Annotated in this window: 14 protein-coding genes; 9 read left to right on the top strand and 5 right to left on the bottom strand. The window is 64.8% G+C overall.

What is annotated here, in order from left to right; all coding sequences use genetic code 11:
* Nucleotides 1-87 precede the first annotated feature (87 nt).
* The gene (locus CAF78_RS10950) at nt 88-876 is read right to left on the bottom strand and encodes a hypothetical protein (RefSeq protein WP_085675603.1); all 789 of its coding nucleotides are present in this window, start codon (nt 874-876) and stop codon (nt 88-90) included.
* A gap of 142 nt (nt 877-1,018) precedes the next feature.
* On the bottom strand, nt 1,019-1,981 hold the full coding sequence (locus CAF78_RS10945) for an alpha/beta hydrolase (RefSeq protein WP_085675476.1): 963 nt from the start codon (nt 1,979-1,981) through the stop codon (nt 1,019-1,021).
* A 247-nt stretch (nt 1,982-2,228) separates the two neighbouring features.
* On the opposite strand from CAF78_RS10945, the gene aroC reads away from it, so the two are divergent.
* From aroC to CAF78_RS10930, 3 genes are all read left to right on the top strand, one after another.
* Nucleotides 2,229-3,320 (top strand): chorismate synthase, encoded by a 1,092-nt coding sequence (gene aroC, locus CAF78_RS10940; RefSeq protein ID WP_085675477.1) that lies wholly within the window; start codon nt 2,229-2,231, stop codon nt 3,318-3,320.
* 115 nt (nt 3,321-3,435) lie between these two features.
* Nucleotides 3,436-4,593 carry an MFS transporter gene (locus CAF78_RS10935; RefSeq protein WP_085675478.1) on the top strand — a complete coding sequence of 386 codons (1,158 nt, stop codon included), beginning with the start codon at nt 3,436-3,438 and terminating at the stop codon, nt 4,591-4,593.
* On the top strand, nt 4,590-5,126 hold the full coding sequence (locus tag CAF78_RS10930) for an oxidase (RefSeq protein ID WP_085675479.1): 537 nt from the start codon (nt 4,590-4,592) through the stop codon (nt 5,124-5,126). Before CAF78_RS10935 ends, CAF78_RS10930 begins: the two co-directional genes overlap by 4 nt.
* Nucleotides 5,127-5,247: 121 nt before the next feature.
* Here the strand turns inward: CAF78_RS10930 and CAF78_RS10925 are convergent, their stop codons facing one another.
* Nucleotides 5,248-5,520, bottom strand: coding sequence for a DUF3509 domain-containing protein (locus CAF78_RS10925; RefSeq protein WP_027596016.1), 273 nt, complete (start codon nt 5,518-5,520; stop codon nt 5,248-5,250).
* 268 nt (nt 5,521-5,788) lie between these two features.
* Between CAF78_RS10925 and CAF78_RS10915 the strand changes: the two genes are divergently transcribed.
* Nucleotides 5,789-6,313 carry an ankyrin repeat domain-containing protein gene (locus tag CAF78_RS10915; protein WP_085675604.1) on the top strand — a complete coding sequence of 175 codons (525 nt, stop codon included), beginning with the start codon at nt 5,789-5,791 and terminating at the stop codon, nt 6,311-6,313.
* A gap of 58 nt (nt 6,314-6,371) precedes the next feature.
* Complete coding sequence (locus tag CAF78_RS10910; protein WP_085675480.1) at nt 6,372-6,902, top strand: hypothetical protein; 531 nt, start codon at nt 6,372-6,374, stop codon at nt 6,900-6,902.
* Between the two features lie 62 nt (nt 6,903-6,964).
* On the opposite strand, the gene CAF78_RS10905 is transcribed toward CAF78_RS10910, so the two are convergent.
* A complete protein-coding gene (locus tag CAF78_RS10905) occupies nt 6,965-7,903 on the bottom strand; it encodes a ZIP family metal transporter (protein ID WP_085675481.1) in 939 nt (312 codons plus the stop codon).
* Between the two features lie 124 nt (nt 7,904-8,027).
* Here CAF78_RS10905 and CAF78_RS10900 point away from each other — a divergent pair, with 124 nt between their 5' ends.
* From CAF78_RS10900 to CAF78_RS10885, 4 genes are all read left to right on the top strand, one after another.
* On the top strand, nt 8,028-8,219 hold the full coding sequence (locus CAF78_RS10900) for a PLDc N-terminal domain-containing protein (protein ID WP_085675605.1): 192 nt from the start codon (nt 8,028-8,030) through the stop codon (nt 8,217-8,219).
* A gap of 144 nt (nt 8,220-8,363) precedes the next feature.
* Nucleotides 8,364-10,421: an LTA synthase family protein gene (locus tag CAF78_RS10895; protein WP_085675482.1), complete on the top strand. Its 2,058-nt coding sequence runs from the start codon at nt 8,364-8,366 to the stop codon at nt 10,419-10,421.
* Nucleotides 10,422-10,561: 140 nt separating this feature from the next.
* Nucleotides 10,562-10,798 carry a hypothetical protein gene (locus tag CAF78_RS10890; RefSeq protein ID WP_027919510.1) on the top strand — a complete coding sequence of 79 codons (237 nt, stop codon included), beginning with the start codon at nt 10,562-10,564 and terminating at the stop codon, nt 10,796-10,798.
* Between the two features lie 174 nt (nt 10,799-10,972).
* Nucleotides 10,973-11,305: a ribonuclease E inhibitor RraB gene (locus tag CAF78_RS10885; RefSeq protein ID WP_085675483.1), complete on the top strand. Its 333-nt coding sequence runs from the start codon at nt 10,973-10,975 to the stop codon at nt 11,303-11,305.
* 115 nt (nt 11,306-11,420) lie between these two features.
* Here CAF78_RS10885 and CAF78_RS10880 read toward each other — a convergent pair whose 3' ends face one another.
* Nucleotides 11,421-12,221, bottom strand: a complete 801-nt coding sequence (locus tag CAF78_RS10880) for a cytochrome c (RefSeq protein WP_085675484.1) — start codon at nt 12,219-12,221, stop codon at nt 11,421-11,423.
* Nucleotides 12,222-12,421 lie beyond the last annotated feature (200 nt).

Here is a 12,421-nt window from a genome sequence, read left to right as displayed (position 1 = left end):
AGCCCGCTGCCACAGGGGATTCGCTGCCCTCAGGTTCAGTGATACCCCTGTGGGAGCGGGCTTGCCCGCGAAGCAGGCGGCGCGGTCTCAGCGGGTAGCGATCCAGATCAGCAGCCCGGCCTGGAACACGGCAAACGCCACCAGGCAGGTGATGGTAAAGCGCAAGCCGCTGTCCTCGCGCCGGTACTTGGCCACCCGCTCATCGCGCTCGCGCAGCTGCCCCTCTTTTTCCAGCAATTGCTGCTCGGCCTGCTGCAGCATGCCCGCCGCATCGAGCATGCTCACCTGCTGCACCTTCTCGGTGTTCCAGCCGCCCTTGAGCTGGTTCACCGTGGTGTCGAGCGTGCGGCCCTTCAGGTGCTGCGGGTCGGCGTATTCCACTTCCAGGCCAGTGGCAGTGATGAAGCGGTCGCGGCGCAGGCGGGTGTCTTCATTCAGCGCATCCTTGTTCGGCAGCGCCATGCCTTCGACCCGGTAGTTCGACCAGCGCCGCTGCAGCCACTGCACGGCCTGGCCCAGCATGAAGCGGCCGACGCCACGGTTAAGCGGCTCCAGTTGCAGGCCGCTGTCGCTGCCGAGGGTCACCAGGCGCTCGGCGTGATCCACCCGCACGTCCAGCTGGTTCTGCTCCTTGCGCACCTTTTGCCCGGGCAGGCGGATTTCCATGCGCAACAGGCTGTGGGCCTTGTCATGGCGCTCGGCATAGGCGAACTCGACGAAGCGCAATGGCCGTGCACCACTGTTGCGGTCAGTGGGCAGGGGCGCCAGGCGCAGCAGCTGGAAGTGTTCGACGGCAAGGTCGGCCCAGGGCAGGGCGGCGGGTTCCGTGGCGTGCGGCTCTTCGGCTGGCTCTACGGCGGCGGGGGCATCGGTCATCAAGGCATTCCTCAGGTACGGGCGGGCGCTGGCCGGGTCGCTGCGCACCCTGTGGGCGCCGCGCTTGCCGGCGATGGGCCGCAAAGCGGCCCCGATCAGCACCAATACCGCGTTATCGGCAGCGTTTGCCGATGTTTGAGGGTCAGGCCGAAGGCAGTTGGTGAATGAAGCTGACCACCCGCTCGCCGAGCTCCCGTGCCAGCGGCAATTCCGGGTTGAGGTAGCTGTCCCGCTGCAGGTGCATGTCCTTGGGGCTGATGCGCAGCATGTGGTTCATGCCGTCGATCAGTACCAGCTGGGCATCCGGCTTGGCGGCCTTGAGGCGTTCGGCGTCGGCCACGTCGACCTGCACGTCGTTGCGGCCCTGCACGATCAGCGCCGGCATCGGCAGGCGGGCGAAGGCCTGCGCCGGGTCCTGCTGGAGCAGGGTGATCAGGTACGGCTGCACGCTGGGGCGAAACACCTGGCGCAACGGTGCCGGCACGTCCAGGCTGGTCTGCCCGGCCTGCAGGCGGTCGAGCAGGGCGCTGCCACCGGCCAGCTGCGCTGGCGACATGCGCTGGGCCAGTTGCTCGCGCAGCACGTCTGCCAATGGCCGGCCCATGCCGGCCAGGGTGATCACCGCGCTGGCACCGGCGCGTTCGGCGGCCAGGCTGGCGATCAGCGCACCTTCGCTGTGGCCGACCAGGATCAGCGGGCCGAAGCGCGGGTCGGCCTTGAGCTTGCGGCTCCAGGCCACCACGTCGTCGACATAGCGTTGCACGCTGAGGTCGCGCTCATCCGGCGTCGCCGGCTGGCTGGCGGCCACCCCGCGCTTGTCGTAGCGCACGCTGGCGATGTGCTCGTTGGCCAGCACCAGGGCCAGGCGCTTGAGGTTGTCGACGCGCCCCGAGGCCGGGTTGTTGCCATCGCGGTCGGTGGGGCCGGAGCCGGCAATGATCAGCACCACCGGCGGTGGCGTGGCCTGTTGCGGCAGCAGCAGGCTGCCGTGCAGTACGCCCTGGCCGGTGTCCAGGTCGATGGGGCGTTGCAGCACGGTGGGGGCGGCGGCCTGGGCCAGGCCAGTGCACAGCAGGAGGAAGAAGGCGACGAGGCGCGACATCATGCGGTACTACAGTGGGGAGATGACGGTTTGACCCAATGTTTGCGGGAAGGTTCGCCAGCCAGTGGACCTGTGCCGGCCTCCTCGCGGGCATGCCCGCTCCCACAGGCATTGCACTGCTTTCAGGGTTGTGGGGGGCCTGTGGGGGCGGGCATGCCCGCGAAGAGGCCAGCACAGACAACCAACCTGCCTGAAATTTTCCGTATACTGCCCGCTTTCGTTCACCTCAGGCTGATTTCGCGGAGCGTCCATGTCCGGCAATACCTACGGCAAGCTGTTCACTGTCACCACCGCTGGCGAAAGCCATGGCCCGGCGTTGGTCGCCATTGTCGATGGTTGCCCACCTGGCCTGGAAATCTCCCTCGCCGACCTGCAGCACGACCTCGACCGGCGCAAGCCTGGCACCAGCCGGCACACCACCCAGCGCCAGGAAGCCGACGAAGTGGAGATCCTCTCCGGCGTGTTCGAAGGCCGAACCACCGGCTGCTCGATCGGCCTGCTGATCCGCAACACCGACCAGAAGTCCAAGGACTACTCGGCGATCAAGGACCTGTTCCGCCCGGCCCACGCCGACTACACCTACCACCACAAGTACGGCATCCGCGACTACCGTGGCGGCGGCCGCAGTTCGGCGCGCGAAACCGCCATGCGCGTGGCCGCCGGTGCCATCGCCAAGAAATACCTGGCCACCCAGGGCATCCAGGTGCGTGGCTACATGAGCCAGCTGGGCCCGATCGAAATCCCGTTCAAGACCTGGGATTCGGTGGAGGAAAACGCCTTCTTCAGCCCCGACCCGAACAAAGTGCCGGAGCTCGAGGCGTACATGGACCAGCTGCGCCGTGACCAGGACTCGGTCGGTGCCAAGATCACCGTAGTCGCCGAAGGCGTGATGCCCGGCCTGGGCGAGCCGATTTTCGACCGCCTCGACGCCGAGCTGGCCCACGCGCTGATGAGCATCAACGCGGTCAAGGGCGTGGAAATCGGCGCCGGTTTCGCCAGCGTCGCCCAGCGTGGCACCGAGCACCGTGACGAGCTCACCCCGGACGGCTTCCTCAGCAACAATGCCGGTGGCATTCTCGGTGGCATCAGCTCGGGCCAGCCGATCGTCGCCCACCTGGCGCTGAAGCCGACCTCCAGCATCACCACCCCGGGCCGCTCGATCGACGTCGATGGCAACCCGGTCGACGTCATCACCAAGGGCCGCCATGACCCGTGCGTAGGCATCCGCGCCACGCCGATCGCCGAAGCGATGATGGCCATCGTGCTGATGGACCACCTGCTGCGCCACCGTGCGCAGAATGCCGATGTGAAGGTCAACACCCCGGTGCTGGGCCAGCTCTGATCCAAGCCAGGCCCGGCCTCTTCGCGGGCCAGCCCGCTCCCACAGGGACCGCATGATCCTGTGGGAGCGGGCTGGCCCGCGAAGAGGCCGGTACAGGTCCCCACAAGGCTACCCCATGCCCCCGATCCCCTACTGGCGCCTGTCCAGCTTCTACCTGTTCTACTTCGCCCTGCTGGGCTCCACCGCGCCGTTCCTGGCCCTGTACTTCGACCACCTGGGCTTCTCCCCGGCACGCATCGGCGAGCTGGTGGCGATCCCCATGCTGATGCGCTGCATCGCCCCCAACCTGTGGGGCTGGCTCGGTGATCGCAGCGGCCAGCGCCTGCTGATCGTGCGCCTGGGCGCCTTGTCGACCCTGGCCACCTTCTCGCTGATCTTCTTCGGCAAGAGTTACGCCTGGCTGGCGCTGGTCATGGCGTTGCATGCATTCTTCTGGCACGCGGTGTTGCCGCAGTTCGAAGTCATCACCCTGGCCCACCTGCATGGCCAGACCTCACGCTACAGTCAGGTGCGCCTGTGGGGGTCGATCGGTTTCATCCTCACCGTGGTCGGCCTGGGACGGTTGTTCGAATGGTTGAGCCTGGACATCTACCCGGTGGCCCTGGTGACCATCATGGCCGGCATCGTCGCCGCCAGCCTGTGGGTGCCCAACGCCCAGCCAGTGGAGCAGGGCGAGCGCCGCGAAACGGGCGGCTTCCTGCGCCAGCTGACCGCGCCGGGGGTGATCGCCTTCTATATCTGCGTGGCGTTGATGCAGCTCAGCCACGGCCCGTACTACACCTTCCTCACCCTGCACCTGGAACACCTGGGCTACAGCCGCGGCGCCATCGGCCTGCTCTGGGCCCTGGGGGTGGTTGCCGAAGTGCTGATGTTCATGGTCATGAGCCGCGTGTTCGCCCGCTTCAGCGTGCAGCGGGTACTGTTGGTCAGCTTCCTGCTGGCGGCGCTGCGTTGGTTGTTGCTGGGCAACCTGGCCGATGAACCGGCCGTGCTGATCTTCGCCCAGTTGCTGCACGCGGCCACCTTCGGCTGCTTCCATGCCGCATCCATCGCCTTCGTCCAGGCCAGTTTCGGGGCCCGCCAGCAAGGCCAGGGGCAGGCGCTGTATGCGGCGCTGTCGGGTACCGGCGGTGCGCTGGGCGCCTTGTATTCGGGCTACAGCTGGAAACTGCTGGGGCCGACCTTCACCTTTGGTATGGCCAGCGCCGCAGCGCTGGCGGCAGCCGTTATCATTGCCACTCGTTCGAAATCGACCAGGACCAGCAGCCGATGAGCATCCTCTGTGTTTTCCACCCGTCCAGCCCGGACTTGCCGAACAAGGTGCTGACCCATCACGACGACATCGCCGCGACCCTGGCTGAGCAGGGCGTGCGTTTCAGCCACAGCCCGCTGGCGCTGCGTGTGCGCCCGGGCAGCAGCCAGGCGGATGTACTCGATGCCTGCCGTGAGCACCTCGACCAACTGATGACGGCCCAGGGCAGTGTGGCGTTCACGCTGCTCAACCGTGACGGCCTCGACCCGTCACAGGTGGATGTGCGTGACGAGCATGTGCACGACAGCGACGAGGTGTTCAGCGTGGTGGCCGGCCGCGCGCAAGTCGGCCTGCGCCTGGGCGAGTACGTGTATGCGCTGCTGTGCGAGAAGGGGGATCAGCTGAAGGTGCCGGCGGGGACGCGGCGCTGGGTGGAGCTGGGGGGCAATCCGTTCTGCCTGGCGTTGCGACTGTTTGGCAGTGAGCAGGGCGTGGAGCCACGATTTACCGGGGATGCGAATGCTCGGGCATTTCTTGGGATTGATGAGCTTTAGTGTCTGACCGGGCCCTATCGCGAGCTGCGCTCGCTCCTGCAAAGGTATCCCGCCATCCCTATGGGCAATGCAATACCCCTGTAGGAGCGAGCAAAGCTCGATAGGGCCGGTACAGACAAACTCAGCGGTAGGTCGGCAGCGCAAACCGCTGCTGACTCTGCAGCATGGAAATCACTGGCAATTCACTGGCCTGCTCGGCCAGGTCACGGCGAATGGCACTGATCGCCCAGGACAGCTGCTCGGCACTGTGCAATTGGCCGTAGGTCAGCACGCGGCGGGTCACCTTGCCGTCAGCGGCGCGCAGGGTCAGCAATACGCCACCGTCAGGGCGGGGCTGGGTAGCGACCTGGTAGGCCGAGAACACCGAGACGAATTTTTCCTGGATGAGGTCCATATCAACTCCTGACTGTTGTGTGGGCAGACGTGAGTTGATCGTTGCAGTGACCGTGCCAGAATATGGAGGCGGGAAAAACCCAGTAAATACAGGCTGTTATGGGTTTTTTTCAGAAGCGGTATCGTGCAGGCTGCATGGTCGTGCATTTTGCACAGTGCATTTTGCACGGCTCAGGCTTTTGCCTATCGACCCTATAGAATCTGAACCTTTGACCGTAATGGCATGCCTGACAAAGACTTGGGCAATCATTTATGCCAGGAGGTTCCCGATGTCCGCTCAATCCACCGCTACCGCCATGACCGATGACGAGACCGCAGCGTTTGCTGATGAGGTCTTCGAGCGTGCCCGCCAGGGCGATGCCGAAATGCTCGGGCGCCTGCTGGCCAGCGGCCTGCCGGCCAACCTGCGTAACCACAAGGGCGACACCTTGCTGATGCTGGCCAGCTACCACGGCCAGCACGAAGCGGTACGGGTGCTGCTGGCCCACGGTGCCGACCCGCTGATCGCCAACGACAATGGCCAGCTGCCCATCGCCGGCGCGGCGTTCAAGGGCGACCTGGCGATGATCCGCCTATTGTTGGAAAGTGGCGTGCCGGTGGATGCTGCCGCGCAGGACGGGCGTACCGCACTGATGCTGGCGGCGATGTTCAACCGTGGCGAGATCCTCGACTACCTGCTGGCCCAGGGCGCCGACCCGGCGCGCCAGGACGCCCGTGGCGCCACGGCACTGACGGCGGCGCAGACGATGGGCGCGGTGGACACCGCCGCACGCCTGCAAGTGCTGGCCGGCTAACCGCCCGGGGGCATTTGCGGCTATCCTTGGCGACTTTTCACCCGTCGCAGGCCCCTTCATGAAAAACCAGTTGCTCGAATTCATCAGCCTCATCGGTGCCGGCTGCATGCGCGATGAGGACATCGAGCGCATCGCCGACGAGGCTGCCCAGGCCTACGCCGACCCGGCCGCCTTCCTGGCCGCCAACCCGGACATCAACTACGACGACAGTTTCCCGATCCCGCTGGGTGAATGGGTCGTGCTCGGGAGCCTGCCAGACACCGTGGTGTTCCAGGCCGACAGCTACCAGGAACTGTTCCAGCACATCAGCGATTCGTTCGACCTGAGCGTGCCGTTCACCCTCAAGCCCAAGCAGCTGGCGCGCACCGAGCCACTGACCGCGCTCAACCGCATCCAGGTGCAGATGGGCGCGTTGAACAAGGAAGCCGGTGGCTATGTGCTGCTCAACTTCAGCCAGCTGCTCGATGATGAACTGCAGATGGTGATGGTTGGCCAGCAGGACCTGGCGCGGGTGCTAGAGCTGGGGGCCGAGGTGGGGATCAAGGTGGAGCCGGCGCTGGAGGCCTTGAGGGTCGCCGTTCACGTCTGACAGCAGCGTTTGCCTCTTCGCGGGCTTGCCCGCGAAGGGGCCATTGAAGGCGCCCGGCTACTTCAGCCCAACGCGGTATCGAGAAACATCATCACCGCAAACCCACCCATCAATCCCAGGGTCGCCGAAGTCTGGTGCCCATTACGGTGGGTTTCGGGAATCACCTCGTGGGACACCACGAAGATCATCGCCCCCGCCGCCAGCCCCATGCTGATCGGGTAGGCCAGGGCAAACCCGGTGGAAATACCCAGGCCGATCACCGCGCCCAGGGGCTCCATCAGCCCCGAACCAATCGCCACCAGCGCAGCTTTCAGGTTCGACAGCCCGGTCGCCCGCAACGCCAGGGCCACGGCCAGGCCTTCAGGGATGTCCTGGATGGCGATGGCGCTGGTCAGCGGCAGGCCGATGTTCATGTCGCCATTGGCGAAGCTCACGCCGATCGCCATGCCCTCGGGCAGGTTGTGCAAGGTGATCGCCAGCACGAACAGCCACACCCGGCTGATGCGCTCGGCCTCAGGGCCGCAGGGGCCTGTGCTTTCATGCTCGTGGGGGGTGAAGCGGTCGAGGCCGAGCATCAGCAGCACGCCCAGGCCCATGCCCAGCACCACGGTGAACGCCGCCGCCGGGCCATTGCCGGTGATCGCGCGGGCGGCATCGAGGCCCGGCAGGATCAGCGAGAACGAGCTGGCGGCGAGCATCATGCCGGCGGCAAAGCCGAGCATCACATCCTGGCTGCGTGCGCTGACATCGCGCAGCACCACCGCCAGCACCGCCCCCAGGGCCGTGGCGGCGAAGCCGGAAAGCCCGCCGAGCGCGGCCAGGTGCAGGTTGTCGGCATGGTCGCCGTTGATCGCGCTCCAGAAGCTGGCCGCCAGCAGTACGATGACCGCCAGCAAGCTCACGGCCAGGCCCGCGCTGAGCCATGGGCTGCTGAGCGCCTGCTGGCGCCAGGCGTTCAGCAAGGAGGGCGGGGTGGCGCTGTGGGTGTGGGCGGTGGGCATAGGAACCTCGAATCCGTGGATGCTTGCAGTCTAGGTAGTGACCTGTGTGGCAGGCCAAGGATTCCCTTCTATGGCCTTGATAGAGGACTATGCTCAGCATCAGCCTTTCAAGGAGAACGTGGCAATGGGCTCTACCTTCAACGGCCTGGTCGGCCTGATCATCCTCGCCCTGGACATCTGGGCGATCCTCAATGTGATCAAGAGCAGCAGCGAAGTGGGGATCAAGGTGCTGTGGATTCTGCTGATCGCCCTGTTGCCGGTGCTCGGCCTGGTGATCTGGGCGATTGCCGGGCCGCGGGGCAATGTCCGTATATGAAACCCGCGGCCCAGACAAAATCAGCAACAGGGTGGTGACAAAATTTTCACATTGGTTTAAACAGAATCCGCACCCGCACAATGCTGCGTTGGGCCAGCCCCAGCGCCATCTCCGCAAACCCGCAATCCTAGGACTTTCCCATTCATGGCTAACACGGATGCCTTGAGGCAACAGGGCGCGCGCGCTTTCACGCCGACCTTGAAATCGCACCTGGCCTACACGCTGCTCAGCGGCCTGGTGATCATGTTGATGCTCAGCCTGGTGCGCCTGGCGCTGCTGGTCTACAACAGCGACATGATCGGCGACACCCCTTATTCGACCGTCGCCGAAGGCTTCCTCAACGGTTTGCGCTTCGACCTGCGGGTGGTGGTGTACCTGAGCATTCCGCTGCTGCTGGCGCTGCTGAGCCCCTGGCTCATGGCCCGCCGTGGGCTGTTCCGCTTCTGGCTGACCGTGGCCTCGAGCGTGGTGATGTTCCTCGGCCTGATGGAGATGGACTTCTACCGTGAGTTCCACCAGCGCCTCAACGGCCTGGTCTTCCAGTACATCAAGGAAGACCCGAAGACCGTGCTGAGCATGCTCTGGTACGGCTTCCCGGTGGTCCGCTACCTGCTGGCCTGGGCCTTTGGCACCTGGTTGCTGAGCCTGCTGTTCAAGGGTATCGACCGCCTGACCCGCAGTACCGGCGAACAGCGCGTGGCGCCGTGGTACAACCGCCTGGCGGTGTTCATGGTGATCCTGCTGGTGGCCGTGGTTGCCGCCCGTGGCACCCTGCGCCAGGGCCCGCCGATGCGTTGGGGTGATGCCTTCACCACCGACTCCAACTTCGTCAACCAGTTGGGCCTGAACGGCACCCTGACCCTGATCGACGCCGCCAAGAGCCGCTTCGGCGAAGACCGCGCCAATATCTGGAAGCCGGTGCTGAAGCAGGAGCTGGCCACCGAGACCGTGCGCAAGCAGTTGCTGACCGCCAACGACACCCTGGTCGATGCCGACGAGGCTGCCGTGCGCCGCGACTTCGTGCCGCCGGCCGACCGCACCCTGCCGATCAAGAACGTCGTGGTGATCCTCATGGAAAGCTTCGCCGGCCACTCGGTAGGCGCCCTGGGCAGCCCTAACAACATCACCCCGTACTTCGACAAGCTGGCCAAGGAAGGCCTGCTGTTCGACCGCTTCTTCTCCAACGGCACCCATACCCACCAGGGCATGTTCGCCACCATGGCCTGCTTCCCCAACCTGCCAGGCTTCGAATACCTGATGCAGACCCCTGAAGGCGGCCACAAGCTGTCGGGCCTGCCGGCGCTGCTCAGTGCCCGCGACTACGACGACGTCTATGTCTACAACGGCGATTTCGCCTGGGACAACCAGTCCGGGTTCTTCGGCAACCAGGGCATGACCACCTTCATCGGCCGTAACGACTTCGTCAACCCGGTGTTCTCCGACCCGACCTGGGGCGTGTCCGACCAGGACATGTTCGACCGTGGCAACGAGGAGCTGGCCAAGCACGACGGCAAGAAGCCGATCTACGCGCTGCTGCAGACCCTGTCCAACCACACCCCGTATGCGCTGCCGGCCAACCTGCCGGTCGAGAAGGTCACCGGCCAGGGCCGCCTGGACGAACACCTGACCGCCATGCGCTATTCCGACTGGGCACTGGGCCAGTTCTTCGAGAAGGCGCGTAAAGAGCCGTACTTCAAGGAGACCCTGTTCGTCATCGTCGGCGACCACGGCTTTGGCAACCAGCAGCAGGTCACCGAGCTGGACCTGGGCCGCTTCAACGTGCCGCTGCTGCTGATCGCGCCGGGCATCCAGGAGAAGTTCGGTGCGGTCAACCACACCGTGGGTACCCAGGTCGACATCGTGCCGACCATCATGGGCCGCCTGGGTGGCGAGACCCGCCACCAGTGCTGGGGCCGCGACCTGCTCAACCTGCCTGAGGGCGACCCGGGCATCGGCATGATCAAGCCGTCGGGCAGCGAGCAGATCGTCGGCCTGGTCAAGGGCGACCACCTGCTGATCGAGTCCAAGGACATGAGCCCGCGCCTGTATCGCTACCAGCTGGGCAGCGAGTTCAAGGCCGAACTGATCGAAAGCCCGGAGCAGCCGCAGATGCTGCAGCAGCTCGAGGCCTTCATCCAGACGGCGACCAAGAGCCTGCTGGACAACACCGCCGGGGTCGTTCACGGCACCCCTAAGAAGTAAGCGGCCACCCGCCAGTAGCAAGCTGTAGACAGAAAGGGCCGCATTGCGGCCCTTTCTGTTGCAGGAACGAATTTCCAGGCCCAATGTCTGCATCTACAGGCGTCACACACCGGGTGTTCTTTGATTGAGAGGGCTATTCAATGAAAGAGTGGGAAGTCATCTTTGCCGACCAGAAAGGCGAGCCAACCACGTTGCTGCTGCACGGTGAACAGTGCCCCAGCGAGGAGGAGGCAGCCCGTGCCATCCGTTCGCATCTGTTTCCGGTCATGGATGAGCTGGACCTCAACGACTTCCAGGACCGCGCCCCATCCCCTACCGCACGCTGGCTCAAGGAGCAGAACGGCGTGATCATCACCAGCATCCACGAAGCGCCCTGAATCACAGGTTGGCGTGGTGCCTGCACAGGCACTACGCTGGTGGGAGGTGTCGGCCTTTTCTGCGGGCCTGCACCCATTCAATTCGCGTCTTGCATCAGCTCGATCTGCTGGCAATGCCGGCAGGTGCGTAGTGCACGGAAAGTCTATCCATCGCATTATTCGGGAGGACGATTCATGAGCAGCCTGAACGACGATATCAGCAGTAATGTCTTGCGCCAGATGAAAGCTGGCGGCTTCGACTTCACCCGCATCCACCCCATCGAGTTCTACGCGGTATTTCCAGATGAAGCCGGCGCGCGACGCGCAGCCGGGCAGTTTCGTGGCGAATCGTTGAATGCTCAGGTGCGTGAACTGGACGATGGCGCGTGGCACCTGGAACTGAGCAAGGTCATGTATGCCACCTACGGTGGGATAGGTGACTTCGAGGAGGCCTTCGAGCAGGTCGTTTCACCCTGTGGCGGCGAAGTCGAAGGGTGGGGCGTCAAGCAGGAAAGGCCGATTGCCTGAAACGAATGCGTTGCCTTCTTCGCGGGCCCGCCCGCTCCTACAGAGATATCACCGCCCTCAAACACTGTGATATCCCTGTGGGAGCGGGCGTGCCCGCGAAGAAGATTCCCCGATTTCAGGGCCTGCGCCCAGCCATATGCCCCAGATAAGCCAACAACGCATCCAGCTCCTGCTCACTCAGCACATTCTCGGCAAACCCCGGCATCCGCGCCTGCGGCCAATGCCGCAAGCTCTGCGGGTCCCGAATGTACCTGCGCAAGAACTCAGGCCGGAAATACTCGGTCGGGTTGTGCGGCACGTTCAGGTCCGGCCCGAACTGCGAATCCCCCGCACCATTGAGCCGATGGCAGGCCAGGCAATTCTGCTGGAACAGGGCAAAGCCCCGGCGCACCGGGTCGTTGGCTGGCAAAGCGGGGTCGGGCAGCAGCGCCGGAAAACGCTGCTCGACCGGCGCCAGGCGGCGGATGGTGGCAACCTGGAAGGGCCATTGCTCGGGGCGAATGCCGCTTGCCTGCGGGTTAGTCCAGACCAGGTAGAAAGGCCCTGCGCCCGGTTTGCCGTCGCCCAGCGCCGGCCACGGCCTGGCTGGGTCCTCCACGGCCAGCCAGGCACGCGCCGGGCCTTCCTCCAGCAACGGCCCGGCGGGCATTTCTGCGGCAAAGCCATCGAGCGCCACCGCCTGCAGATGATCATCGGCCTTGACCCCAGGCAGCAGCGTAGCCAACGGCACGGCGCGGTAATGCATGGGCCGCTTGTAGGAAACGTCCTGATCAATGTCGATGTCGCGCGCCTGAGGGTGCTTCAGCAGTGCTTCGCTGGACCACTGCCGGGCGCTGTCGCCCAGCTCCAGCTGCAACTGCGCCGCCGATAGCGGCAAGCTCAACAGCAGGGTTAGCGCGGCAAGGCAATGGCGCATGGGCAATCTCCGACCTTAAAGCCGGAAGATTAACCCAAGCGCAGCATTGGCGCTCTCAGCCGAACAAACGCGTGAGGTTGGGAAGGATGAGCAGCAAAGTCGTGGCGAAAAGAATGAGCCCGGCTTGGCGAAGTTTCGATTGTCTGAACATGGCGGACCGCCTTCTTGTTGTTATTCCTGAATACCCGGTGGCTTCCTTG

The organism is Pseudomonas sp. R28(2017), assembly GCF_002112505.1.
Classification (GTDB): domain Bacteria; phylum Pseudomonadota; class Gammaproteobacteria; order Pseudomonadales; family Pseudomonadaceae; genus Aquipseudomonas.
The sequence above is the reverse complement of the archived record's forward strand: the minus strand, read 5'-3'. Positions and strand labels throughout refer to the sequence as shown.